Origin of the sequence: Streptomyces sp. NPDC060035, assembly GCF_042736635.1 — a bacterium.
GTDB lineage: Bacteria > Actinomycetota > Actinomycetes > Streptomycetales > Streptomycetaceae > Streptomyces.
In genome coordinates this window covers 253,912-279,797 of the sequence record NZ_JBHWVO010000003.1, presented here as the reverse complement: position 1 = coordinate 279,797, position 25,886 = coordinate 253,912, and the positions used below count along the sequence as shown (strand labels likewise).

Below are 25,886 nucleotides of genomic sequence, written 5' to 3'. Positions count from 1 at the left end.
CCTCTGTCCCTCTCACGGTTCGGATGCCGTCTCACGCCGTATGGCCACGCCGGTCAGGCAGGCCAGGGCGGCCACGAACAGGACCGCGGCGGCGACTTCCGGCGACATCGCGGCGCGCCCCAGCGGGTACAGGGGCGCACCGGTCGGCGCGGCGCCGGCGGGCTCGGTCCTGTCGGTTTGTATTCCGGCGCCGCCACATGGGCGGTGATGCCGTGTGGTGCCGGCCGTCGGGGGAGCGACCGGGCGCAGACCGGTCAGCTGCCCTGCTTCGGCGGTCGCATGGTTGATCCCTGTCTCCTCCGCCACGACGGCGGAGGAGACGGACAAGAGCCGGACGCCGACCGCGGCCGGGGCGGCACGCCGGGCCACCCGCCACACGACGGTCGGATTCGAGTCGACGACGTCGGTGAAGTCGCTCTCGGTCATACGGGCCGGCAGCGTCCCAGGTGGTCCGGGCGTCGGCGACGACCACTCGACCGGACCGTGCCGATGCCGGGTGGGCGACTACGCGCGACCTACGGCCTCCGCGTCGGTGACCCCTTCCGGATCAGCCGGAGCGGAGTCAACCTGCGACGTCGACGGCCGGCACCGCTCCTTCCTTACGGGCGCCCGTGGGGCGCTCCGGCCGCGGGGTGAAGAAGCTGCGGGTCAGCAGCAGGATCGGTACGGCCATCACACCCGCGATCACCGCGACCGAGACACCCAGCCGACCCGGTGCCACCAGCAACCCGGCCACCGTGGCGCCGAGCAGAACGAACACGTCGTTGGTCGGCAGCAGCATCGAGTAGTAATGCGTCAGTTCGCGCTCGGTGAAGCGTGCCTGTACCTCGGCCATATAGACGGCCGTCGCCACGGATTCAAGAATTCCTCCGACAACCAACAGACCGATAGCGAGCGCCGGCTGGTGGGCGAGGAGCAGAAGCAGCCAGCACACCCCCTCCAGCACGTTGCCAAGAATGTACATCAGGCCCGGACTGAACCGCGTGAGCCGCCCGGCCAGAATGCCGCCGACCGCGCCACCCAGACCCATAGCCGCGATCAGATATCCCAGCATTCCGTCGATCTCCGGGAACCGAATTCGGGCGAAAGCGGGAACGAAGACCGAATTCATGCCGACGACGAAAACATAGGTGAATGCCGTGAGCGTAAGGCCGAAGACCATCCCGTCGCCACGGATGATGGCGAATAGATCCCGAGGATTGTCCAGAAACAGTCGTCGCAGGATTCCCAGGGGAGACTTCGGCATTCTGGGCGGAGCCGTGCCGGCCTCCGTAGCGGGCTCGTCCTTGGGGCCGGGAAATGACCCGACCAGCAATCCCGCCGCGATGAGCGCCGTGGCCGCCTCGGCGAAGAACAACATGGAAATGGTTCCGAAGACGAGGACCGGGCCGACCACCACCGGGCCCAGGAGGGAGGCTGTCCGCTGGGCCGTGACGATCAACCCGTTCGATTCGAGTTCGCGGCCGTCCGGGGTCACCCGGGTTCGCAGCGCGAGCCTGGCCGGGGCCAGGAACATCGTGGTCAGGCCGATCAGGAACGACAAGACCTGGATCTGCCACAGTGCGTCGGTGAACGGGATCGCGATGGCGATGAGGGCACTCACGACCGAGGCCAGGACGGATACGGCGCGGGGGTCCCAGCGTCGGACCACTTCGGACACGACCGTGCCGAGCACGATGTTCGGGATGAGCCGGATCCCCAGCGTGAGCCCGAAGTCGAGGCCCAGGCCGAAGCGGTCCAGCAGGAAGATGGGCAGGGCGACGCCGGTGATGGCGGTGCCGAGCTGACTGATCGAGATGCTCACGACCAGGCGGGCGAGGCCGGGTGTGCGCCAGATGGACGATCTCGCGGGGCGCACTGACTCTGGGCTCATGCGGGCGACCCCACAACCAGGCGCTGTGAGAGCGCTCTCCGCGTAGGCCGGACGAGCATGTGAGTCCTTCCCTTCGTTCAAGCGATCATGCATGCGGAGCCGCGATCGGCCGTTGACGACAGCCGAACCGGCGCCACCCGCTCCACTTGCGGCGCGTCGGCGCCGTCGTTCAGCGGAACCTTCCGAGTGGGCTTGGCGTGCCCACGTATGCAGGCCCCCGGTTCGCTCGCTGTCGGCTCGCCAGGGAGAAGCATCAAAAGCGGTTTGCAGAGACGGTCCACATGTCTACTGGGCCGGATCGCCCGTCGTCAAGAGTCTGAGAGCGCTCTCTGGAAAAGCCTTGACGTGAGCCCACTGCACTGCGTACAACTTTTCCCAGTCAAGATCGCCGAGCGTCTGGAAGCGCTCCCAGGCGAAGGCTTGACGTGGATCTGCCGAGCTACGTACAACTCTTCAGGACACTGACGGGTGTCGGTGCCACCGACAGGGGATGATCACGTCCTGCTTTTCTGCACCGGAGTGAACAGGCTGTTCCGATTCAGCGGTGCGGGGCCCTTGCGTACCGGTCCCCAGCCGGATTCTCCCGCTGGAGATTCGAAGTCTCCATACGTTCATTGCTTTCGATGGTGCCGACGGTGCGGGCAAGCGCCCTCCGACGTCTTACGCCCGTGCCGCGATGGAGTGGCACGGGGGTGCCGTCAGGGCGCCGCGCAATCATCGGCGTCGATACCTACCACCCCGTCACCGATGCATTGTTCCGCCTTCCGTGAAGCGGATCATCGATCTTCCGGCGACCTTTCGGACACATGACACCGGTCTTTTCAGCCCCCTCATCGTCAAAACTACGGGGAACCACCATGAATTCCAGTCATACTCGTGAGCCCCATGACCTCCTGGCCGCTCACCGCGGCGCCGGCGACGATCATGATGTGGCCCAGTACTGCCAGGACCTCATCGACGCGATGCTGCGGCGGCAGGACGAGCTCATCGACGCGCTGACCGAGATCGCCACGCACGACAGCGCCTCCGACGAATTGCACCGCTCGATCCAGGCGCTCGCCGGGGCCCGCTGGGAACTGGCGCGGAACCAGCCGGAGACGCTGGACCTGCTCGGGGTGTTCCTGCCGTCGAACAACATCCTGTACTCGTACACGCTCATGTGCCTCATCCCGGCCCTGTACTGCCGACGCATCGAGATCCGGCCGTCCAGCCGCGTGAAGGGCGTCATCGAGACCGTGCACGAGATCCTCGCGCCGGTCGTCCGGGAGCGCGGGAGAGGCCAGTTGGCGCTCACGCGTGAATCCCAGCGCGACTTCGTGCGGTCGTGCGGCGAGGCGGACGGCGTCATCTTCACCGGCCGGTTCCAGAACGGCCTGGAGATCGCGTCCCGGGTGTCCAGCCGGACCAAGGTGCTGCTGTTCGGATCGGGCCCCAACCCCTTCGTCGTGGGGCCCGAGGCGAGCACCGGTACGGCCGTCCACGACCTCCTGCGCAGCCGGCTCTACAACTCCGGCCAGGACTGCCTGTGCCCCGACGCGGTATTCGTGCACCGGGACAGGCTGAGCGAGGTGGTGACGCATCTGGGCGAGCGCCTCGCGGAGCTTCCGATCGCCGACCGGCGCGACCCGGATGCCCGGGTGACGCCGCTCGTCTACGACGACGCCCTCCAGGACGCCGCGGCGTTTCTCGACCGGCACCGCGACCAGGTCCGGTTCGGCGGGACGGTCGACATGGCGGCCCGAACGGTCGCACCCTCGATCCTGGTCACCGACCTGCATCCCGGTCTGCGACCACCGGAGTTCTTCTCGCCGGTATTCCTGGTGTGCGCCTACGACGACGCGGCGCAGATAACTCGGTGGGCCACCACCCCGGAGGAGCTGGCCCGCGGCATGTACATGTCCGTGTACGGCGAGCCGGAACTCCAGCCCGGCGTGATCGGCACCAGTGTCGTGTACCGGGACTGCACCACGTTCGACATCGAGGACGGCAACCGGCCGTTCGGCGGCTACGGCGCCCACGCCAGCAGCGTGCACGAGCACGGCCGGCTGACCGCCCGCCCGCTGCTCGTCTCGGCGGAGTTCGGCGCCGGACGTCCCCGGCGGGCCCTCGTCTCGGCGGGGACGACCGCGGCGACAGAACCGGCATGACGAGGACGCACTGCACGGCCGTGCTGGCCTCGCGCCCTCCGGGGTCGGCATCGCCGCGTCTCACGGTTCTCCACCCGGGCATCCCGGTGCGCGCGCTCACCCCGGTGCCGGAGCAGCAGGTCGTCCGGCAGGTGATGAGGGTTGCCCTCGATCACCTCGACGGCCCGGACCGGCGGCAGGTGCCCGCCTTCGTCGCCGCAGCGCCGTACGCCGCGTACACGGCCACGTACTTCGCCGAGCGGCACGAGGATCCGGCCCGGCGCCTACGCCCGTCGCACTCGATCCAGATGGAGTGCTCGCGCCTCGTCCAGGGCCTGGACGACGATCTCGACCAGGCGAACCGCTGGGTGGGTGACCTCTTCTTCCTCTGCACCCCGGAGTGGGACGTGCGGCAGTCGGTCCGCGGGGCCGAGGCCGCGCTCGCCGACGGAGCCCCGGCTGCGCTGGTCTGCGACATCACGGTCGCTCCCGGGGACCCGGACGGCAAGCCGGCCGCCCTGTCCGCGGCCGCGATGCTGCTGGTGCGCGCAACCGCCGGCGCCGCAACGGGCGACCTTGCGCTGTGGCCACCGACCGCAGCGGCACACCGGACCACGGCCGCCGGAGCACCCGCATGAGACACCCTTCAGGCCGTCCGGCCATTCCCGGCGTCGTCCCTCGTCTTCGCCGGTCCGGCGGCGGGCCACCCGGTCCGGCCCTCAAGGCCGTTCTCCCGGGACGCCATCTCATGACACTCCTCGACGGACAAGCCTTGCAAGCGTTCCCGGAAGGGGACCTCTGATGAAGGAAGGCAGTGCCATCAGCGCCCCGAGACCGCTCACCGATTCCGGCACAGCGAGCCCCGAGGCCGAGACCGCGACCTGCTGGCCGGTGGCGGCCCGGACGCTGCGGGAGGCCGGCTGCGAGGTCGTGATCGGCCTGCCTGCGGACGAGCCGGGTCTGCTCGACGCGGCAGCTTCGACCGACGGCCTCACCACGGTCCCGGTGCGCGATCAGCGGGCCGGCGCCTGTGCCGCCGTGGCGGCCGCGATGCTGACCCGTCGTCCGGTCGTCCTCGCCCTCACCACGGGACCGGCTTTCACCAACGCCCTCACAGGACTGCTGGAGGGCATGTCGCTCGGCGCACCGGTCATCGTCGTGACCACTCGTATCGCCGCGAATGAGATCGGCCGGGGAGGCTTTCAGGAAACCGATCACCGCTCGCTGGCCCAGTCGGTCGTCAAGGACCATCTCGTCGTCGCCACCGGAGACGCCCTGCAGTGGGCGCTCCGCCGAGCGGCCCACCTCGCCCTGAACGGCAGGCCGGGACCGGTGCTGGTCGAGATCAGTGCCGAGACCGCAGCATCGACCGACGCCATCGCTTGCACGTCGTACGCCGCTCCGGTGCGGGCACTGCGCTCCCACCCGGATCCCGACGACGTCGCCGCCGCGGCGGCCGTGATGGCGCAGGCACGGCGGCCTCTGGTGCTCGCCGGCGGAGGTGTCCGCGCGGCGGGCGCAGCGGAGTCGGTACGCGCACTGGCGACGGAATGGGGCGCGGCCACGGCCACGACGGCCTCCGGGCGCGGCACCTTCGACGAACGGGATCCGCACTGCTTCGGCCTCGTCGGCCTGTACGCCACTCCACCCCTGACCACCGCGCTCGCCGAGGTCGATGTCGTGCTGGCCATCGGCACGGCGCTGGAGGAGACCGTCCGCATGGGATGGGACCTCGACCGGGTCCGGCTCATCCACGCCGACGTCGACGCATCGGCGTTCCACCGGGCCGTACCCGCCGAGATCACGTTGCTGGGCGACGCCGGGCTCAGCGCCGGGGCCCTGCGGACGGCGTGGGCCGGGCAGGGCGACGGCATCGCGGGGCAGGACGCGCGTACCGAGTGGCGGAGCACGGTGGCCGCCGCACGGCGAGCGCTCGACGCCGATGCGTCGACGGTGACGTTCGCCGAGTCGCCCACCCGGGCCGTCCTGCGCGTCCTGCCCGAGCTGTTCCCCGACGCGGTGCTGGTGCAGGAGAACGGGCTGCACGACATCTGGGGCTACCACATCTCGGCTCTGACCCTGCCCGCCGGCTTTCCGCTCGTCGGCCCCGGCGAGCAGACCATGATGGGGTTCGGCCTCCCGGCAGCCATCGGCGCGGCCGTTACGCGGCCGGGCAGCCCGGTCGTGCTCGTCTGCGGTGACGGCGCGTTCGCCATGAGCGCGAATACGCTGCCGACCGCGGCCGAACTCGGGTGCCGGCTGGTGATGGTGGTCTTCGACAATCGCGGATTCGGCTGGCCCCGATTCCTGCGGCGGCAAGAGGGACATCCGTCCACGCAGGCCGACTTCCGCACCCCCCTGCCGATGGCTGCCCTGGTGGAGGCCGTCGGCGGCGTCACCGCGACCGTGACCGACGAACAATCCCTGCGCTCGGCCCTGAAGGCTGCCCGCGCCGCGGCTGACGCCGGGCGACCGGCACTCGTGGTGGTGCCGGTCGACGACGACGACGTTCCGGTGGGCATCCGCCGGATCTGCGGCACGGAGGGAGCGGAACCATGCTGACCGGATCGCTCGACATCGACGGCATACCCGTCGATGCGGTGGCCTTGCGGCGCACTTTCGACGATGTCGAGCGGTGCTGTGCGCGTTTCGGCGCCGGTCCCGGTTCCGCGATCGTGACGACCTGCCGCACGGGACTCGGCGTCCTGGCGGCCGTCGTGGCCGCGCGCCGACTCGGGGCGGCGGTCGCCTTCGCACCGCCCGCCGCGGACCGCGACCTGGCGGCTCGGCTGGCGGAGGTCGGCGTCGCCGAGGTCGTCGAGGGCCCGGGCGGCACACCAAAGGTGCTGGCCCTGGCCCGCGCAGGGGACGCCGTCCTGCCGTCCGACGCCGCCGCGGTGTTCCCGACGTCGGGAAGCACGGGACGGCCTCGTCTCGTCGTGCTGTCGCACGCCGGCCTGGCGTACCAGTCGGGCGAGACGGCATCCCGGCTCGGCCTGAGTGACGCGGACTCCTTGCTCGTGCCGCTTCCGCTGGCCCACGCGTACGGCATGAGCATCGTTCTGATGTGGCTGGAGAGAGGCGGCAGGCTGCTGCTGGAGACGTCGTTCTCGGCGGCCGGCGTCACCGGCCGGTTGCTCAGCCGCGACGTCACCACGCTGGACGGCGTCCCGTCCATGTACTCCATCCTGCTCAAGACCGCTGTCCGCGAGCCCGAGGTCGCGGCACGACTGCGACGGTTGCGCATCCGAGGTATCGGTGGGGATGTGCTGCATCCGGCTCTGGCCGCACGCTTCTCCGCGCTCGGCGCCGACCTGCACGACGGTTACGGGCTGACCGAGGCCGGACCGAACGTGGCCATCAGCGCACCCGGCACCATGCGACCCGGGACCGTCGGCACGCCGCTGCCCGGGACCGAGGTACGCCGCGACGCGGCAACCGGGGAACTGCTGATCCGTACACCGAGCCGCATGCTGGGCTATCTCGGTGAGCCGGATGCCACGGCGGCGGCGTTGACCGCGGACGGCTGGCTGCGCTCCGGGGACATGGGCGAGGTCGAACCCGACGGCCACGTGCGGGTGCTGGGACGTCTGAAGGAGGTGCTCATCGTGGACGGCGAGACACATGCGCCCAACCTGATCGAGGACGTCTTCCGTGCCTTGCCCGGTGTGACCGAGGCCTGCGTCCTCGGGGTCCGCTCCGCGGACGACGCGTCGGGCCGGGGCGATCGCATCGTGGCGTTCGTCGAGATGGCCGATCCGGTTCCCGTGACCGACCTGCGCACCCTCTGCCGCCGGGATCTCCCGCCGCGGCTACGGCCGCGCGACATCCATACCGACGTTCCGCTCCCACGGACCGGCACGGGGAAGGTGGACCGTACGGCGCTGCGCCGGTGGGTCACCCGGGAAGCGGCGGCCCACCATGCCTGAACCCGTTCGCGGGACCGGCCTCGTCGTGACGGGGCTGGGCCTGGTCACCGCCTTCGGCTGTGGCGTGGAACGCTACTGGGCCGAGCTCGTGGGTGGCGCTTCGGCACTGGGGCGGACGACACCGGCCGCGGGCCCGCTCATCGCCGCGGCGCCCGGTCCGAGCACCTTGCCGGACGATCCCGAGCGGCAGCCGTGGCTGGTACGCAGCGCACTGGCGGAAGCGCTTGCCGATGCCGGTCACGCCGACGTGCCGCCCAGGACGGTGGTCGTTCTGGTCGGGCAGACGGCGGCGCTGGACCACGTGACGCGGCGCCGGCTGTCGTTCCTCGGTGCAGACCCGCTCGCCTCGGCGGTACGCGAGGACGCGGAGCCGATCTTCGTGTCGCACGCCTGCGCGTCGGTGCTGTTCGGGCTCGCCCTCGGTGGCCGGTGGCTGCGGGCCGGCCTGGCCGACAGCGCGATCGTGCTGGGCGGCTGGACCGCCGGTGAGTACGGCGTCGCTTCGATGGAGGTGGTGAAGGCGCTCAGCCCGGACGTGGCCCGGCCGTTCGACCCGGATCGCAGCGGCACCACGCTCGGTGAGGGCAGCGGCGCGATCGTGCTGGAACGGGCGGCGGACGCCCGTCGGCGCGGTGCCGTGCCGCGGGTCGTGATCGGCGGTCTGGCCTGCCGGATCGCCGGCAGCGAGGCCGCGGCCAACGACGCCGGGTCCGCGACCGCCGTGATGAGTGAGGCGCTGCACCGGGCCGGGGCACCGCGTGCGGACCACATCCACGCGCACGCCGCCGGAACGCTTCAGGGCGACGACGCCGAACTTTCCGCGATGGACCGGCTCGCCCGCCACGGCGCGTGGCCCGGCACAACGGTGAGCAGCCACAAGGGAGCCGTCGGCCACCTGATGCACTGCTCCGGCTTCCCGGCAGCCGTGACGGCAGTCCGCACACTGGAGACCGGCACGGTTCCGGGCACCGCCGGGCTGCGGCAGCCGGTGCAGCGCGGTGCCCTGACGGTGCTGACCGCCTCCGAACAGCTCCCGGCGGTCAGCAGCGTGCTGGTGAACAGCTTCGGGTTCGGCGGGAACACCGCAGCGATGGTGCTCACCCGGCCCTGAGGCCTCTCGTTCGGATCATGCCGGGCTGATCCGAAACGAAAGACCCTGGCGATCACCATGCGCCGACCGCCCGGTGGCCGCTTCCGCCGGCCGGCCGTGCCAACCCGAGACCGAGACCTGAGGACCCTGTATGTCCCTCTTCACCGACCTTCCCCTTGTCACTGTGGTGACCCCGACCAGGAACCGCCCCGCCGCGCTCGCCCGGGCGATGGCCTCCGTCGCGGGCCAGCGCGGCGTACGCGTCGAGCACCTGGTGATCGGCGACGACTGCCCTGCGCTGGCGGACCCGTCGATCGTCCGCGACCTGTCGGAGCGCTTTCCCCACGCCGTCATCAGAAACGTCACCGGCGCCGAGCACGCCGGTCTGCCGCACGACTACCTGCCGGCGAGGCTCGGTGCCCTGCGCAACGTGGGCATAGCCGCTGCGAGCGGCGACTGGATCTCCCAGCTCGACGACGACAACGAGTTCGAACCCGATCATCTGAGCTCTCTGCTGGAATGCCTGGCCGCCAGCCCGGGCATCGAGGTTGCGCACAGCTGGCGTCGGCTCTTCTCGCCGGACGGCTCCCCCTACGAGGTTGCCGGAGAGAACCCGTGGCATCCCGATCCGGCGCTGCGGGCCTCCTCGTACGCGCGCCTGGTGGACCTCGGCGTCTTCCGGCCGGGTTCCTCGGTGGTCCGCGACGCCCTGCGCGCGGGCGGCAAGGAATTCAACGGCGTGGACACCAGCGAACTCCTCGTGAGCCGCGGGATGCACGAGCGATTCCCCTTCCCGACCACGTACTCGCGATGGTGGCGGAAACTCGAATGGACGGAGGACTACGCGTGGTGCGTGCTGCTGGATCGCGCGAAGGTGACGATGGTCTGCAGCGAGAAGCCGACCCTCCGGTACTCCATGGGCGGGTACTCGAACGCCGCGGTGGCGCGGTGACCACCTCCGCGACGCAGGGCATCCCCCCTCCCGTCTTCCGCACTGCGACAACCCTGCTCGCAGAACTCCGGCAGGACGACTCCACGGCGGCCGGCGTCCTGGCCCGGCACCTGGAGCATCTGGACGTCGTCGACCCCGTGCTCAACACCGTCGTACTGACGGACCGGCCGGGTGCGACAAAGAGCGCTCACCGTGCCGACGAGGAACGCCGCCGCGGGGTGCGGCGGCCGCTGCTCGGCGTCCCGGTCACGGTCAAGGAACACATCGGGGTGACCGGACTGCCGGCGACCTCCGGCGACCCGGAGCGGGCGGACCTGCGCCCCCCGGACGCACCGTGCGTTTCTCGGCTGCGTGAAGCCGGCGCGGTCGTCGTCGGAAAGACCAACCAGGCGGCGCACGGCAGGGACTGGCAGACCTACAACGCTGTCTACGGGGTCACGAACAACCCCTGGGACCTCAGTCGGACGCCGGGTGGCAGCAGCGGAGGCGGGGCCGCCGCAGTGGCAGCCGGCATCGTGCCGGTCGATCTGGGTACGGACACCGCCGGATCGTTGCGCCTGCCCGCGGCCTTCTGCGGCGTCTACGCACACCGGCCGACCGAGGGCAGCGTGGCCGGACTGGGACGGGCCCCGGCACGCCCCCTCCCGCTGCCGCGCATGACGGAGGTCGGCCCGATCGCCCGCAGTGCCGACGATCTGCGCCTGGTGCTGGACGTACTCGCGCCGACGGTCCCCGGCACGCCCCGCGAGGCGAGCACCTTGCGCGGTCTGAGGGTGGCGCTGCTGAGGCCGCCGCGATGGTTCGGCGTGCACCCCGATGTCGAGAGCGCGTACCACCGGCTCGCCGACGTCCTCGCGCCGCAGGTCCGCGCGCTGACCTGGTGCACCCCCGACCTGCCCGGCGGTGTGACCGCCCAGCACGACACCTTTCTGGCCGTGCTCGCTGCGCAGGGTGCCCGCCTGACCCCCCGGGCGGAGCGGGAGGCATTCGCGGCGGCGTTGAGCTCCAGCAGCGATCCCCGCGACGACGCCTGGGCATCCGGCCTGTTCCCCACCTCCGACACCCGGGCCCGCTGGGCGACGCACCGTCACCAGCTGCGACTCGCCTGGGACGACTTCTTCGGCGCCTGGGATCTGCTGATCGCACCTGCCACGTCGGTCGTGGCGTTCCGGCACGACCCGGGCAAGGCGGCCGACTGGTTCTCCACCCTGGACCTAGGCGGGCAAAGAGGCCGTTACAACGATCTGTTCTTCCCCGCGTCGCTGGCCGCGCTGCCCGGTCTGCCGGCCACCGTCTTCCCGGCGGGCACGTCCCCCGAAGGACTGCCCGTGGGCCTTCAGGTCCTCGCCCGGCCCGGGGACGACCGCCTCGGCATCAGCTTCGCCGGTCTGCTGGCCGACCTCATCGGCGGATTCCGGCCTCCACCGGCCGAGGCCGTCCGGGCGGCTGCTTTCCCGGCTCGGCAGTGAGCTGCGGCTGTTCTGTCACCACGACGAGGACCGCGGTGCTGTGCGCGTAACCGTCCGGGGCCGGAGGTCACCCGACCGGCCCGCAGCGGATGCGAAGGGCGGTGGCGCACGCGAACCTGCTACCAGGAGGTTTACGATGCGTTCACTGCCCCTCACGTTCTGTGCCGCAGTGGCGGCCGCGACCATAGCCCTGCCCGCGTCCGCCGCGTCGACCTATTCCGAACCCGATGACCACAAGGGATCGGTCTCGGTCACCCCGTCCAGCGTCTCCCCCGGCGGGGAGGTCGAACTCCGGGTCGATGCCTGCGGCAAGGGCAAGTCGGCCACGGGGAACTCCGAAGCCTTCGTCTCCGAAGCGCACTTCGCACCGGCCGACGGCAAAGGCCTCTTCGCCGAGGCCCGGATCCGCTCCGACGCCGCACCCGACGACTACGAGGTCTGGGTGACCTGCAAGGACGGCCACGGCAAGGCCACCGGCACGTTCACCGTCGTCCATCACAGCCGTCCCTCGCCCGTCGCCCCCGTCCGGGCCGGCGGCGGAGGCACAGCGACCCTCGCCGAGCGGGCCCACACCGAGCAGAGCGGTCCCGGGACCCGGCACGCGGTGATCGGGTTCGCCCTCGGCGCCGTAGCGGCCGTGGCCGTCGCGTTCCGCAGTGCGCGACGCCGCCGTTCGGCGCTGGACTGACATGCCTGCCTCCGACCGCCCCGCAGGATCCGGGCGGTTGCTGACCGGTGTCGCGTGGGCCGTCCTCCTGCTGGGGCTGTGGCTGTGGGGCCGTGAGGCCACCGACGGCAGCTCCGCGCCGACGACCGGCGATGTCGCAGCGGTGGGACGCCCCCTGGGCGTACCGCTGCCCCCGGCGCACGACCCGCTCGACGGAGCGACGCCGCAGCGTGTCGAGATCCCCTCGATAGGGATCGAGGCACCCGTCGTCGGACGCGGCCTGGACACCTCCGGGGCCATCGACCCGCCCCCGTACGAGATGCCGCAGACCGTCGGCTGGTACGACGCCGGCACCGAGCCGGGCACCGAGGGCGCCGCGCTCCTCGTCGGCCACGTCGACACCGAGACGAAGCCGGCCGTCTTCTACGGGCTCAGCGCGGCCCGGCCCGGCGAGAAGATCCGTGTGAGCCGGTCCGACGGGACGGTCGCCGAGTTCACCATCGACGACGTCCAGGTCGTCACGCGGGAACGCTTCGACGCCCGGAAGGCCTACGGGCCGCGCGAGGACGGGCGGGCGGAACTCCGGCTGATCACCTGCGGCGGTACGTACGACCGCGAGTCCCACGCCTACACGGCCAATGTGATCGTCTCGGCGTATCTGACGGGCGAGAAGCGCGGCGCGGGCAGGAGCCGCGTCTGAGGCGGACCCGCTCACCGGGCCCGGCCGGCGGCCCGCTCCCCCTCGGAGTCGCCGGCCGGGCCGGTCCTCGACCGCGGTGCCCGGACTGCGGGAGAAGCCCGGTACAGCACGGGAGGTCGGTGGTTCGCACTGCAGGACACTGTAGGCGGGGGACCGGCTCGGCCCAGCGGGTTTTTGACAAGATGTCCGGGTCCGGGGGAAGCGTCCACCGCCCCGGACCGCTGTGCCAGGATGGATCCGACCGGTAGTACATCGATGCAAGGGGGAATGGATGTACGGCAGTTGCACCGGCCGGTCCGTCGCGCACGCGCGCGCGACGGCGACCGGGCTGAGGGTCGGTACGGCAGCCGCGATCGGGGCGGTCCTGCTGCTCGCCGGGTGCTCCTCGTCCGATGACGGAGCAAAGGATGTACCCACCGCCGTCGACCAGCAGCCCAAGAAGGACGACCCGTTCTGGGTCAACCCCGACGGGAACGCGGCGAAGCAGGTGGTCTCCTACGTCCAGGACGGCGACGACAAGAACGCCGACCTGATCCGGAAGATCGCCGAGCAGCCGGTGGGCGAGTGGATCGGGCCGGAGAATCCGCAGGAGACCGCGAAGGGCTTCACCGAGGCGGCCGAGAAGGCCGACCGGGACGCACTGCTGGTCCTGTACAACATCCCGCACCGGGACTGCGGGCAGTTCTCGAAGGGCGGGGCGGCGGACGGCGATTCCTACCGGGCGTGGGTGGAGAGTGTCGCCCAGGGCATCGGGGACCGCCGGGCCACGGTGATCCTGGAACCGGACGCGCTGCTGCACCTGGTCGACGGGTGCACCCCGCAGGAGTTCCACGAGGAGCGGTACGACCTGCTGAAGGGCGCGGTCGAGCGGCTGAAGCAGCAGCCGGGCACCGCGGTCTACGTGGACGCGGGCAACGCGGGGTGGCAGACACCCGACGCGCTGTTCCAGCCCCTGCAGAGGGCGGGGGTCGTGGAGGCCGACGGCTTCGCCGTCAACGTGTCCAACTTCCAGACGACAGCGGCCAGTACGGAGTTCGGCAAGCAGCTGTCCGCGAAGGTGGGCGGCAAGCCGTTCGTGATCGACACGAGCCGCAACGGCAACGGCCCGTACGACGGGGGCGACCCCGCGGAGAACTGGTGCAATCCGCCGGGACGGGCGCTTGGCGAGCCCCCGACGACGGACACGGGCGACGAGCTGGTCGACGCGTACCTGTGGGTCAAGCGGCCGGGCGAGTCGGACGGCGACTGCAAGGGCGGTCCCAAGGCGGGCGACTGGTGGGCGGAGTACGCGCTGGGGCTGGCCCGCAACACGAAGTAGCCGACGGCCCCGTGCGGCCCGCAGGCCGCACGGGGTGTCCTCGATCGCCCGGCTCGATGCCCTCGGCCAGGGTCTCTCGTTCGGATCACGCCGCGCTCGCGGGGTCCGGCACGCACTCCCCGAGTTCTCGGCTTCGCTCGAGCAGGGAGGGACCCCTCAGGCGCAGTTGTCCATCACCGACTTCCCCGAGCTCTCGGACGAGCTCGAGCAGGGGAGACCCCATCGCGTTGTCTCCGTCCTCCGCCCCGCAGCCGCACGCACCGGACCCCGCTCCCTGATCCGGCCTGGTCCGAGCGGAAGACCCTAGGGGACCTCCACCCATGTGCCCTCGGACGGCGTGCTTTGGTCGTCCGTGACGAAGAGCATGTACCAGCCCGACGGGACCAGCGCCCGGTTCTTCGGGACCGTCACCGTGACGCTGTCCGCCGACTTCTTCAGGTCCAGCGCGATCGACCGCTGGTCCGTGTCCGTGACGTGCGTGACCGCACTCGGCCGTATCAGCTTCGCCGATACGAGGGAGGACGCGTGCTGCGTCGTGAACATGCCCGTACCGCCCCGCTTGATCCGCTTCGGGCCCGCCGTCAGCGCAGGGCGTGCGTCGCGGTACAGGTACGGCGGCGTGTAGATCTCGATGCGCTGCTCGAACGTGCCGGGCCGTGTGTTCGCCTCGTCCGAGTAGAGCGAGTCGGAGCCGAAGATCATCACCCGCCCGTCGGGCAGCAGCACCGAGCCCGAGTGGTAGTTGCGGCCCACCGCCGGGTCCGCGACCCGCTTGTACGTGTCCGACTTCGCGTCGTACAGCCTCGCTTGGAGGATGTCCGAACCGCCGCGCCCGCGATAGTCGTTGGAGCCCCCCGTGACCAGCAGCGAGTCGTCGGGGAGGAGAGAGGCACTCGGGTAGCGGGTGCCCTCGGACAGCGACGCGCCGTCCTTGAACTCGGGGTCGTCCTCCCGGAGATCGACCAGCCGCGACTTCTCGCTGGACTTCTCGGACTCGCCGACGCCGCCACCGCCGATCACCATGAACTTCTCGTCCTGGGCGGGAGGCAGCCGTACGGTCGCCGACGTCTCCATCTTGTCCGGGTCGCTGAGCCCGGGGATCTTCTCGAACGTGTTGGACTCCAGATCCCAGATGCCGGGCGTGCGGCCGATGTTCGCAGGGCCGTAGCCGGCGTTGGAACCGGAGTAGAAGAGCTTGCCGTTGTTCAGCAGGAAGACCGCCGGGTACGTGGGGAACTTCCGGACGATGCCGGTGTACTCCCACTCCTTGGTCTTCGGGTCGTAGATCTCGTCCTTGCCGGGGACGATCTGGCCGATCTCGTCCAGGCCGGAGAGGGCGAGGACCTTGCCGTCCTTGAGCGTGGTCAGCGTGGGGTACCAGCGGGCCTCGTTCATCGGGTCGACGGTGATGTACTTCTCCGCCACCGGATCGAACTCGTAGGCCTCCTTGATGCCCTGGAAGTCCTTCTTGTCGAGGGCCAGCTTCTGCGCGATTCCGTATACGTTGCGGGTGTCGGAGCCCGACAGGCCCGCGATCCGGTAGTTGTCCTCGGTGCCCGTCCCGTGTTTCGCACCGGACTTCTGCGCCTCGACGTAGATCCGGCCCAGCCCCGGGTCGTTGCGCAGGAAGGCGCCGGTCTCCTTGTCGAAGACCTTGGTGGCCTTCTCCACCAGCACGGGGTCCTTGGTGACGAACGTCCTGCCGTTCCCCTTGCCCGTGAAGCGGGTGCCCGCGGGCAGTGTGATCGGCTTGTCGGGGTCCTCGTTGTGGACGATCATCAGGCCGCCGGCCTTGGTGACATCACCCTCGAGCTTCTCGTACTGCTTCGTGCCGCCGGCTATGAGGAGCTTGCCGTCGGGCAGTTGCGTGTGGCCCGCGCAGAACATGTCCTTGGGCGTCGCGATGTTCTTGTACGTGTTCGACTCCGGGTCCCACAGCACGGAGCGGAAGCTCTTCGCGTCGAAGTTCTTCTGGTTGTTCCCGGAGCCCGCGACGAGCAGCACCTTGCCGGTGTGCAGCAGCGCTGCGTGGATCGTGTTGATCCGGTACTCGGAGGGGATGTCCAGGAAGTCCCAGTGGCCGTTCTCCGCCTTGTACTCCGGCTTGTTGATCGTGTACTCGTGGTAGCGCTCGGTCCCGACGCGATACAGCCACGGCCCGTTCGCGCCCGCGAGCGCCAGAACCACCGCCGTACTGATCGCCATGCGGCGGGTACGGCGGCTCGGACGGTACTTCATTGGTTACGTCCCCCAAGGGCGATCTGCATGGTCTGGTCGTTCCCCGCCCAGGTGGGCTGCTCCTGCGGAGCGTGCTCCGGCCCCGGGGCGTCAGGGCCGCCCCGGCGCTTCTTCCTCTTGTCGGCACGGACGGTGTACCGCCAGCCGACGATCGGTGCCGCGGTGATCAGCAGGGCCAGACAGGCCCAGGTCAGCATGGCCGGGTGGCTGTGCCCGAAGACGAAGGACGCGGCGATCGACCCGCCGAAGACCAGGATGAAGAACAGGTGGATACGGAAGGTGCCGAAGAGGGTGTCCGGGCTGGACGAATCGCCCTTGGGCGTCACCACGAACGAGCTCTTGCGGCGCAGTACCGCGTCCATCAGCGAGCGTGCGTAGATCGGCGCGGAGAGCGCGGACATCACCATGCCGGCGAGGCCGCCGGAGCCCTCGGGCTCGTGCGGCGAGACGTTGTGACGGCGGTTCCAGATGTAGAGGCCGATCTGGAGCGCCGAGGCGTTGCCGTAGAGCATCATCCAGATCACCGGGTCGATCTGCACACCGGAGGCGCCCACGCCCAGGAACAGGGCACAGCTCAGCGCCGCGAGGATCCAGTTCATCGCCGACATCGGATAGAAGATGATCATCATCGTGTAGTTGAAGAGCTTGCCCGCGGGGAGCGAGAACCAGCCCTTCCAGTACTGCTTGAGGATCGTCTCGTACGTACCCCGGGACCAGCGCAGCTGCTGGGTGAAGAAGTCCGTCCACGCGGTCGGGCCCTCGCCGACGGCCAGGACGTCCGGGGTGTAGACGGAGCGCCACTTCCTGCCGGTGAGCGGATTGCGGTGGCGGTGGATCTCGAAGCCGGTGGCCATGTCCTCGGTGATCGAGTCGTACAGACCGCCGATCTGCTTGAGGGTGGAGATCCGGACGGCGTTGCTCGTGCCGACGAACATGGGTGAGCCGTAGCGGTTGCCGGCGCGCTGGATCAGCGCGTGGAAGAGGAACTGCTGGGACTCCGCGGCCTTCGTGACGAACGTGTCGTAGTTGCCGTAGACCTGCGGGCCGATGACGAAACCGATGTCCGGGTCGCGGAAGTAGCCGAGCATCCGCTCCAGATAGTTGGGCAGCGGGACGTGGTCGGTGTCCACGGACGCGAAGAAGTCGTAGGCGTCACCGTGCGCGTCGAGCCAGGCGTTGTAGTTGCCGTGCTTGGTCCTGGCGCGGTGCGGGCCCTTGGCCTGGTTCCAGTGCGCGACGCCCTTGCGGGAGAAGTGGTGCACCCCGAGCCGGGCGCAGACCTCCTTCACCGCGGGGTCGTCACCCTCGTCCAGCAGCCAGACGTGCATCAGCCCGCGGTGGCGGATCTTCACAGCAGCCTCGAGCGTCCTGGTCACCATCTCCAGGGGCTCCTTGCCCGGGACGAAGGAGGTGAGGAAGGCGACCCGGGTGCCGGTCTCCGGGATGACGGGGACCGGGTCACGGGCCACCAGCGTCGCGTGCGCGTTCGACAGGACGTTCATCGTGCGGAAGAGCTCGATCAGGCCGATCGAGACCAGCATGACGATGTCGAGGATGAGCAGCGTGTCGTTCTTGAGGTTCGGGTCGCGCTCCGTCCAGTGCTCGGGCTGCATCAGCCAGGCGAAGAGGCCGAGCGAGAGGAGCGGTGCGGCGCCGAGCAGCAGGGCGGCGCGGATCCGGTGCGGCTCCTGCGAGAGGAGCGAGCGGAACTGGACCGTGTACGGCCGGGTCGGGTCGGGCTGGGTCAGAGGCCCGGCGAGCCGGCTGTAGTGCTCGTAGTCGTAGCGCGGCAGCGCCTTCTTCGCGCGCCGCCGTGATCCCCCGGTGCGCAGCTGCGGTGGTATCCGCAGCTGTGTCGTCCGGGAAGGGTCGGTGTTCTGCCGGTCGCCTGGCGGCGTCGACGTCATGGTCATCCCCCCGCACGCAAGCTCTCTGCGTGATTGATCGGTCATTTCGTCCGCGGTCGGGTCCCCTCGTTCACCGCGTCCGCACTCTGTGAAGGGCCACCGTCCACACAGACATGGAATGGAACCCTTCCGGTTGCATGATGCCCCCTCGGCATCAGCTCCTGAGCGGGGCCCCCACCCCGCGGAAAAGTAACCGGAATGCTTGCTTCCATCGTCTCAACTGTGTGAGTCCGAAGCCTCCTTGGAGTCGACGGCACCAGGACAGGTTGTCCGACCTGTGGCGTGATCGCAAGGGTGAAACAGGCTGTTTACCGGGCATACGCACGATTTGGGTGACGTGTGTGAAGGGGTGTGCGGAGGTGGCTTCCGGCGCTACGGAACCGCTCTGCCCCCGGGGGATACGAACAAGGCCCCCTCACGTTCGGTGAGGGGGCCTTGCTGTTGCGTGCGCCGTCAGGGACTCGAACCCCGGACCCGCTGATTAAGAGTCAGCTGCTCTAACCAACTGAGCTAACGGCGCCTGCTGACCTGGAGAACTCTACCCGATGCGCCGGAGTGCTCCTGACCGATTCCCGGCCGGTACGGCCTGTCGGATGGTCGTTTTTTCCCTTTGGTCAGTCAACATGAGAAATGTCGGGAAGTTTGGATACGGAAGATCTTGACGGTTACGGAGGGGAAGAGGGAGTGGCATGACTCTGCCGGTCTTCGAGGAGTACGAACCCGCCATCGACTGCGGCTGTGCCGGCTGCGCCCAGCAGCGGCGCGCCGCCGCCAGGCTGCCGGTGAGGTACGGCGGCCACCCGGCCGCCCGCGGTGCACGGCGCGCGCTGGTGCTGGTCACCGCGGCAGGAATGGTCCTGTCCTGCGGAGCGGCCGAGGCGGTGTCCGCGGCCCACCGGGGTGCCGGGGCCACCGGAGCCGCGGACCCCGAGCCCGTCAACCCGCAGGGTGCGGTCGGGCCCCTGAACGGCACGGGAGCCCCGGGGCCGCCGGCCCCGCAGGACTCCGCGCCGCGCACGACCACCCGGACCGCCATCATGGACCGCGCCACGACGTGGGTGACCTCACAGGTCCCGTACAGCATGGCGAAGTACTGGTCGGACGGGTATCGGCAGGACTGCTCCGGCTATGTCTCGATGGCCTGGAACCTCGGCACCAACGAGTGGACCGGCAGCCTCGCCGCTTTCGGGACGAAGATCTCCCGGGCGGAGCTGCAGCCCGGGGACATCCTGCTGTTCCACAACCCGGCCGACCCCGAGAAGGGCTCGCACGTCACGATCTTCGGCGGCTGGACCGACAGCACACACAGTCACTACGTCGCCTACGAGCAGGCCAGCCCGCACACCCGTATGGCATCGACACCCATGGCGTACTGGAGCAACTCGTCCAAGTATGTGGCGTACCGCTACAAAGGCCTCACAAGCGGAACGGGTGGCAGCGGGTCGGACACCGCGTTCCCGGGGGCGAAGAGGTTCGGTACCGGCGCCGACAACGCGTATGTGACCCAGCTCGGGAAGATGCTCATCTCCCAGGGCGGCGAGCGCTTCCACAGGGAGGGTGCGGGGCCGCGCTGGAGCACCGCGGACACGCGCGCCACGCAGGCGTTCCAGGAGGCGCAGGGGTGGAGGGGCAGGGAGGCGGACGGCATCCCCGGCCCGGACACCTGGAGCCTGCTGGTCAGGGGCAACGGGCAGAGGATTCCCGCCGCGGGATCGGGCGGCAGCCCGAGCGGCGTCCCGGCCTACCCCGGGCGCGGCTTCTTCGTGCCGGGGCAGTCCAACAGCCATGTCCACAGGCTCGGCACCCAGTTGGTGGCGAAGGGATACGGCATGCGGTACGTGGCCGGGCCCGGCACGAGGTGGACGGAGGTGGACCGCCGCAATGTCGAGGCCTTCCAGCGGGCCCAGGGCTGGCGCGGGGGCGCGGCCGACGGGTATCCGGGGCCGGAGACATGGCGGCGGCTCTTCGCGTGACGGCGACGAGCTGGAGATATGGCGGCGGCTCTTCGCGTGACGGCGACGGCGGTATCGGTGGCGGTGTCGGAACGGACTTGACGGAGGCGGGAATGCGATCCACGGAGAACGAGTTGGCCGGCGAGCCGGTGGCCGGGAACGAGGAGCCGGACGCAGTGCCGGTGACGGGCCAGGGTGTCGTCGTCACGGGGGTGGTGCCCGGCCCGGGGCCGGGTGTCGTCGTACCGGCAGTGGTGCCCGGCCCGGGGCCGGACGACTCGCCGGTCCGGGGCTCGGCGTGGGCCGAGGCGGCTGCGACCGGTGCGCGGGACGTGCCGGGAGAGGTGGCGGAGGACGCGGACGGGTGGGGCGCGGCGGATGCCGAGCCGGTGCCGGTAGGGGTGGGTGCGGGTGTGATGCCCGGACAGGGCGGGGGCGAGGCGCGGGAGTCTGCTGTTGTCCCCGTGGCCGTCGCGGACCTGACTCCTGTGTCCGGCGCGGAGGACCCGGGTGCCGCGGTGGTGCCGGATCCCGGAGCGGCGGCTGTCGTGGCGAGCCCCGGTGAGGGTGGTCCGATGGACCAGGACCTGGAGCCCGACCCGGATCCCGAGCCCGTCGCGGGCGTGGTGATCGAGGTGCCCACCCCGCCGAGCCGAGGTGCCGGAGCGAGCGGAACGGTCCCCGGCGTCGCGACGCCGGGGGAGTGGGACCGGATGGGCGACGGCGGCGCCCGGCTCGAGTGGTGGGACACGGCCCCCGTCCCGGCAGCCACGGGCAGTGAGGATCTCGGCGCATGGTCGGGGGCCGGGCGGCGGCACTCCGTCATCGCCAACGAGACGACTGCGCCTATCCCCGTACACCTCCTCTTCCGTGACGACAGCCACGACAGCGAGCCCACCAGTACGGGCACGGGCACGGTCACCGGCCTCGGCACCGGCACCGGAGCCGGAGCCGGCACCGATACCGACATGGGAATCGCGGTGCAGCGCCCCGGTGTCCGGCGGACGTCCGTGCCGCGTCCATTCCAGTGGCGGGAGCCGACCCGGCCCGTACCCCTCGCCGATCCCCGGCTCGCCGAGCGGCCCGGGCCCGTACTTCCCGGGTGGGCCGCGCTGTTCACCGGAGCGGCCGGAACCGGCGCCGGACTCGCCCTGCTGTGGTGGACCGGTGCGCTGCCCGCCGCCGTGACCGGCCGCATCGGGGTCGGCTCCCGCCCGTACGACGGCATCGGCATCGGGACCTGGGCGCTGCTCGCGCTGCTGGTGGCCGTGGTGCTCTTCGCGCTCTGCGGCATCGGACGCGGCCGGGTCGGGTACGCCTCGGTCCTCACGCTCTTCGGCGAGTACCGCGGCAGTGTCCGGCGCGCCGGCCTGATCTGGGTCTCCCCGCTCCTGCTGCGCCGCCGCGTCGACGTACGACTGCGGCACTGGCGCAGTGAGCCGCTGCGCGCCGTGGACGCGAGCGGTACCGCCCTGCGCGTCGTCGTCCTCGTCGTCTGGCGGATCAAGGACACCGTGCGGGCCGCGTTCGGCGTTGCGGACCACGAGCAGTATCTGCGGGACCAGGTGGAGGCGGCGCTCGCGCGCGTGCTCTCGCAGCTGCCCGCCGACGCCTTCCACGAGGACACCCACACCCTGCGGGACGCGGAGGCCGTCGGCGATGCGCTGACCCGGATGCTGAAGGCGGACTGCGAGCCGGCGGGCATCGAGGTGTACTCCGCGCAGCCGACCGGGATCGAGTACGCCCCGGAGGTCGCGGCCGCGATGCAGCGGTGCCGGGTGGCGGCCATCGACGCCAAGCACCGGGACAGTGTGCTGACCTCCGTGGTCGACGCGGTGGACGACACCGTCCGCCGGCTGACGGAGCGCGGCATCGTCGAGCTCGACGACTACGAACACAAGGCCCTGGTCAGGGATCTGACGGTGGCCTTCTACACCGGTCGCAGCGGTGGGGAAAGGGCCTGACGGGCTCCGGGGGCACGGCCGCGGCGGGCCGAAACCGTTCCCACATTGGTCTGGACATGTCCATGCCCTGTCAATAATCTGGGACTTGGTCTAGACCGCACAACCTGCGCGCAGCAGAGCCCCCGGAACATCCCCCACGTTTTCTAGGAGCGACACAGCATGCGGAAAAGGGCAAGCGCGGCCGTCATCGGCCTTGCGATAGCGGGCGTCTCCATGTTCGCGACCGGCAGTGCCAGTAGCCACGGCTACACGGATACCCCCATCAGCCGGCAGAAGCTCTGTGCCAACGGCACCGTCACCAACTGCGGCAACATCCAGTGGGAGCCGCAGAGCGTCGAGGGCCCCAAGGGCTTCCCGGCGGCAGGACCGGCGGACGGCAAGATCTGTTCCGGCGGGAACAGTCAGTTCGCCCAGCTCGACGACCCCCGCGGCGGTAGCTGGCCCGCCACCAAGGTCACCGGCGGGCAGGGCTACGGCTTCCGCTGGCAGTTCACCGCACGCCACTCCACGACCGACTTCCGGTACTACATCACCAAGAACGGCTGGAACTCCAGCCAGCCGCTCACCAGGGCCGCCCTGGAGTCGCAGCCGTTCATGACGGTGCCGTACGGGAACCAGCAGCCCCCGGCCACGCTGACCCACCAGGGCACCATCCCCACCCAGAAGACCGGCAAGCACATCATCCTGGCCGTCTGGAACGTCGCGGACACCACCAACGCGTTCTACGCGTGCTCCGATGTCCAGTTCTGAGGCCTAGCCGGGTAACCGGCAGCACCAAAGCGCAGTGGGCGGTCCCCGTATTACGGAGACCGCCCACTGTGTTGTCTGTGCGCCGTCAGGGACTCGAACCCCGGACCCGCTGATTAAGAGTCAGCTGCTCTAACCAACTGAGCTAACGGCGCCTGGTGACTCGAAAATAATACCTGGTCCTCAGGGGTGCTGGTGACACGTGCCCTCATCGCCTCCGGTGGCCCCGTCTCCCGGTCTCCGACAGCCTTCCGGCAGAAGAAGTCGTTTTCTTTCGTAAGTGATCTTCATTTTTGCGTAGCTCTTTGTAAGGTGAGTCCCGTGACGAAACGACGACTCTCTCAGGTGGCCGAGTACGCGGGTGTCAGCGAGGCGACGGTCAGCCGTGTCCTCAACGGCAGCCCCGATGTGGCGAGCACGACCCGCGAGGCGGTGCTGAGCGCGCTGGACGTGTGCGGCATCGAGCGCCCCCTCCGCTACCGCGCCGAACGGGCCGCCCTGATCGGCCTGGTCGTACCGGATCTGCAGAATCCGATCTTCTCCGCGTTCGCCGAGGCCCTGTGCGGGCTCCTCAACAAGCGCGGGCTCATACCCGTGCTCTGTACCCGCACCGCCGACGGTGTCTCCGAGGCCCACTACATCGAGATGCTGCTGCAGCAGAACATCGGCGGCATCGTGTTCATCGGCGCCAGCTATGCCGACGCCGGCCCGGAGCACGGCCGTGCGCTGCGGGAACGCAAGGTGCCGATGGTGCTCCTCAATGCTGCGGACGAGAACCTCGGCGTCGCTCAGGTCAGGGTGGACGACGCCCTTGCCGCGGACCAGGCGCTGATCCATCTCGCGGCCCTGGGGCACGAACGGATCGGCATGATCCTCGGCCCGGTGGGGCACGTTCCCTCGGCCAGGAAGCTGGCCGGATTCGCGGCCTTCTGTGCGCGCCGGGGTGTCGCCCCGGACGAATGGCGGCGACGGGTGGCGCATGCGCTGTTCACGATGGAGGGCGGCGCCACCGCGCTGCCCCGGCTGCTGGCCGAAGGGGTCACCGGCATCGTTTGCGCCAGCGACGCCCTCGCGCTCGGCGCGGTGCGGGGCGCCCGTCGCCAAGGAGTGTCCGTACCGCGGGACCTCTCCGTGGTCGGCTTCGACGATTCCCCGTTCATGGTGGCCACGGACCCGCCGCTGACGACCGCCCGGCAACCGATCCAGGCGATGGCCTCGGCAGTCGTCGCCTCGCTCATGACGCAGATCGACGGCCATGCGGGCGCAAACGAAGTGATGATGTTCGACACCGAACTCATCGTCCGGGGCTCCACGGCCGCCCGGCCCCGCTGAGCCGGCGAGGGCCCCGACGGGCACCCTTCCTGTGTTTCTTGCGCAAGCTCCCGACATTAATTTCTTGCGTAGATGCATTGACTTCTTGCGTAACCGGCTTCTACCTTCAGCGCAGCTCAGTGCTCGGGGTCCGACAACCCCGCAGCGGACCTCGAGGAAGGCACGATTCGCATGGATGGCATGCCCGGCATCAGCAGACGTCAGGTTCTCGGCTCGGCGACGGCCGTCGCTCTGGCTCTTGCACTCACGGCCTGCGGCGGCTCCGGCCCCTCGTCCTCCGGTGTGGACAGGAACGGTGTGGTCACGGTCGTCGTGAACGGCATGCCGGCCAAGACACAGCCGGTGGACCGCAAGAACTTCACGGAGGACGTCAAGGCGTTCGAGAAGAGCCACCCGAAGATCAAGATCGACGCCCGCGAGGGCCAGATGGATCCGAAGACCTTCGCGGCCAAGCTCGCGGGCGGCCAGCTGGAGGACGTGTACTACGTCTACTTCACCGACCCGGCCGGGCTGATCCAGCGCCGCCAGGCAGCCGACATCAGCGCGTACGTCGGGGACGTGCCGTACTCCGAGGACATCGATCCGGCACTGATGAAGGTCTTCAAGGACGCCGACGGCAAGACGTACGGCCTTCCCACGGGTAACTACTCGCTGGGCCTGCTCTACAACCGCGCCCTGTTCGCGAAGGCCGGACTCGACCCCGACAAGCCCCCGGCCACCTGGGAGGAGGTGCGCACGGCCGCCAAGAGGATCAGCGCGCTCGGTGACGGCACCGTCGGGTACGCCGACTACAGCAAGAACAACCAGGGCGGCTGGCACCTCACCTCGTGGATCTACTCCATGGGCGGCGATGTCGCGACCCGGCAGGACGGCACGTGGAAGTCGGCGTTCAACAGCGATGCGGGACGCAAGGCGCTCCAGGCGCTGCACGACATGCGCTGGACCGACAGGAGCATGGGCACCCGCCAGCTCCTGGAGATAGCCGACGTCCAGAAGATGATGGGCGCCGGGAAGCTCGGGATGTACATGGCCGGCCCCGACAACATCCCCACCATCGTCAAGCAGTTCGAGCGCGAGTACGAGGAGTACGGTCTGGCCGCACTGCCGGGCACCGCGACCCTCGGCGGCGGCGACGGCTTCATGTTCAACCCGAAGGCTTCCCCCGAGAAGATCAAGGCCGGACTCCGGTGGGTCCAGTGGAAGTACCTGAGGAGCCCCGAGCGCGAGGCGGTGGACAGCAAGCGGGCCAAGGCCGACGGCGTGCCCATCGGGCTGCCGCAGCCGAGGCTGTTCGCCGGGGAGACGCAGGCGAAGGTCGACGAGATCCGCGCGGAGTACGCCAACACCCCGGTGGGGAACTACCGGCCGTTCGTCGAGCGCAACGCGCAGGTGGAGACCAAGGTCGAGCCGCCCAACGCCCAGCAGCTCTACACCGTCCTCGACGGGGTCATGCAGTCCGTGCTGACCAAGGAGGACGCGGACATCGACGCGCTCCTGGCGGAGGCGGCGAAGAAGGCCGACGTCATCCTCGCCCCGGTGAAGTGACCGTGTCCGCCCAGCCACTCCCTTCCGCCGTGGCGAAGAGCACCGACGAGGACAAGCCCCCGGCCGCGCCCAGGCCC

The 25,886-nt window shown here is 70.0% G+C and carries 19 protein-coding genes and 2 tRNA genes; 15 read left to right on the top strand and 6 right to left on the bottom strand.

The window, feature by feature from the left end:
- Nucleotides 1–12: 12 nt before the first annotated feature.
- Complete coding sequence (locus tag ACFWBQ_RS06285) at nt 13–426, bottom strand: hypothetical protein (protein ID WP_385484665.1); 414 nt, start codon at nt 424–426, stop codon at nt 13–15.
- A 136-nt stretch (nt 427–562) separates the two neighbouring features.
- On the bottom strand, nt 563–1,873 hold the full coding sequence (locus tag ACFWBQ_RS06280; protein ID WP_385484662.1) for an MFS transporter: 1,311 nt from the start codon (nt 1,871–1,873) through the stop codon (nt 563–565).
- An 857-nt stretch (nt 1,874–2,730) separates the two neighbouring features.
- On the opposite strand from ACFWBQ_RS06280, the gene ACFWBQ_RS06275 reads away from it, so the two are divergent.
- From ACFWBQ_RS06275 to ACFWBQ_RS06230, 10 genes are all read left to right on the top strand, one after another.
- Nucleotides 2,731–4,020 (top strand): aldehyde dehydrogenase family protein, encoded by a 1,290-nt coding sequence (locus ACFWBQ_RS06275; RefSeq protein ID WP_385484659.1) that lies wholly within the window; start codon nt 2,731–2,733, stop codon nt 4,018–4,020.
- Entirely contained in the window at nt 4,017–4,637 is a 621-nt protein-coding gene (locus ACFWBQ_RS06270) for a hypothetical protein (RefSeq protein WP_385484656.1), read from the top strand. Before ACFWBQ_RS06275 ends, ACFWBQ_RS06270 begins: the two co-directional genes overlap by 4 nt.
- Nucleotides 4,638–4,800: 163 nt before the next feature.
- Nucleotides 4,801–6,561 (top strand): thiamine pyrophosphate-binding protein, encoded by a 1,761-nt coding sequence (locus ACFWBQ_RS06265; protein WP_385484653.1) that lies wholly within the window; start codon nt 4,801–4,803, stop codon nt 6,559–6,561.
- A complete protein-coding gene (locus ACFWBQ_RS06260) occupies nt 6,555–7,928 on the top strand; it encodes a class I adenylate-forming enzyme family protein (protein ID WP_385484651.1) in 1,374 nt (457 codons plus the stop codon). Before ACFWBQ_RS06265 ends, ACFWBQ_RS06260 begins: the two co-directional genes overlap by 7 nt.
- Complete coding sequence (locus tag ACFWBQ_RS06255) at nt 7,921–9,039, top strand: beta-ketoacyl synthase N-terminal-like domain-containing protein (protein ID WP_385484648.1); 1,119 nt, start codon at nt 7,921–7,923, stop codon at nt 9,037–9,039. Before ACFWBQ_RS06260 ends, ACFWBQ_RS06255 begins: the two co-directional genes overlap by 8 nt.
- 130 nt (nt 9,040–9,169) lie before the next feature.
- Complete coding sequence (locus ACFWBQ_RS06250) at nt 9,170–9,970, top strand: glycosyltransferase family 2 protein (RefSeq protein ID WP_385484645.1); 801 nt, start codon at nt 9,170–9,172, stop codon at nt 9,968–9,970.
- On the top strand, nt 9,967–11,439 hold the full coding sequence (locus tag ACFWBQ_RS06245) for an amidase family protein (RefSeq protein WP_385484642.1): 1,473 nt from the start codon (nt 9,967–9,969) through the stop codon (nt 11,437–11,439). The genes ACFWBQ_RS06250 and ACFWBQ_RS06245 overlap by 4 nt, the downstream gene beginning before the upstream one ends.
- Nucleotides 11,440–11,575: 136 nt before the next feature.
- The gene (locus ACFWBQ_RS06240) at nt 11,576–12,127 is read left to right on the top strand and encodes a hypothetical protein (protein WP_385484640.1); all 552 of its coding nucleotides are present in this window, start codon (nt 11,576–11,578) and stop codon (nt 12,125–12,127) included.
- A gap of 1 nt (nt 12,128) precedes the next feature.
- Entirely contained in the window at nt 12,129–12,806 is a 678-nt protein-coding gene (locus ACFWBQ_RS06235; RefSeq protein ID WP_385484637.1) for a class F sortase, read from the top strand.
- A gap of 271 nt (nt 12,807–13,077) precedes the next feature.
- A complete protein-coding gene (locus tag ACFWBQ_RS06230; RefSeq protein ID WP_385484634.1) occupies nt 13,078–14,124 on the top strand; it encodes a glycoside hydrolase family 6 protein in 1,047 nt (348 codons plus the stop codon).
- 303 nt (nt 14,125–14,427) lie between these two features.
- Here the strand turns inward: ACFWBQ_RS06230 and ACFWBQ_RS06225 are convergent, their stop codons facing one another.
- From ACFWBQ_RS06225 to ACFWBQ_RS06215, 3 genes are all read right to left on the bottom strand, one after another.
- Nucleotides 14,428–16,362 carry a galactose oxidase-like domain-containing protein gene (locus tag ACFWBQ_RS06225; RefSeq protein ID WP_385484631.1) on the bottom strand — a complete coding sequence of 645 codons (1,935 nt, stop codon included), beginning with the start codon at nt 16,360–16,362 and terminating at the stop codon, nt 14,428–14,430.
- On the bottom strand, nt 16,359–18,269 hold the full coding sequence (locus ACFWBQ_RS06220; RefSeq protein ID WP_385484628.1) for a glycosyltransferase family 2 protein: 1,911 nt from the start codon (nt 18,267–18,269) through the stop codon (nt 16,359–16,361). Before ACFWBQ_RS06220 ends, ACFWBQ_RS06225 begins: the two co-directional genes overlap by 4 nt.
- Nucleotides 18,270–18,715: 446 nt before the next feature.
- Nucleotides 18,716–18,789, bottom strand: a tRNA-Lys gene (locus ACFWBQ_RS06215).
- A 169-nt stretch (nt 18,790–18,958) separates the two neighbouring features.
- On the opposite strand from ACFWBQ_RS06215, the gene ACFWBQ_RS06210 reads away from it, so the two are divergent.
- The 3 genes from ACFWBQ_RS06210 to ACFWBQ_RS06200 all read left to right on the top strand — a co-directional run bounded on the left by ACFWBQ_RS06210 (nt 18,959) and on the right by ACFWBQ_RS06200 (nt 22,935).
- A complete protein-coding gene (locus ACFWBQ_RS06210; RefSeq protein WP_385484625.1) occupies nt 18,959–20,242 on the top strand; it encodes a peptidoglycan-binding protein in 1,284 nt (427 codons plus the stop codon).
- Nucleotides 20,243–20,334: 92 nt separating this feature from the next.
- The gene (locus ACFWBQ_RS06205; protein WP_385484622.1) at nt 20,335–22,185 is read left to right on the top strand and encodes an SPFH domain-containing protein; all 1,851 of its coding nucleotides are present in this window, start codon (nt 20,335–20,337) and stop codon (nt 22,183–22,185) included.
- Between the two features lie 159 nt (nt 22,186–22,344).
- A complete protein-coding gene (locus tag ACFWBQ_RS06200; protein ID WP_385484619.1) occupies nt 22,345–22,935 on the top strand; it encodes a lytic polysaccharide monooxygenase in 591 nt (196 codons plus the stop codon).
- Nucleotides 22,936–23,013: 78 nt separating this feature from the next.
- On the opposite strand, the gene ACFWBQ_RS06195 is transcribed toward ACFWBQ_RS06200, so the two are convergent.
- A tRNA-Lys gene (locus ACFWBQ_RS06195) sits at nt 23,014–23,087 on the bottom strand.
- A 166-nt stretch (nt 23,088–23,253) separates the two neighbouring features.
- Between ACFWBQ_RS06195 and ACFWBQ_RS06190 the strand changes: the two genes are divergently transcribed.
- Nucleotides 23,254–24,264 carry a LacI family DNA-binding transcriptional regulator gene (locus tag ACFWBQ_RS06190; RefSeq protein ID WP_385484616.1) on the top strand — a complete coding sequence of 337 codons (1,011 nt, stop codon included), beginning with the start codon at nt 23,254–23,256 and terminating at the stop codon, nt 24,262–24,264.
- A 171-nt stretch (nt 24,265–24,435) separates the two neighbouring features.
- Nucleotides 24,436–25,809 carry an extracellular solute-binding protein gene (locus ACFWBQ_RS06185; RefSeq protein ID WP_385484613.1) on the top strand — a complete coding sequence of 458 codons (1,374 nt, stop codon included), beginning with the start codon at nt 24,436–24,438 and terminating at the stop codon, nt 25,807–25,809.
- Nucleotides 25,810–25,886 lie beyond the last annotated feature (77 nt).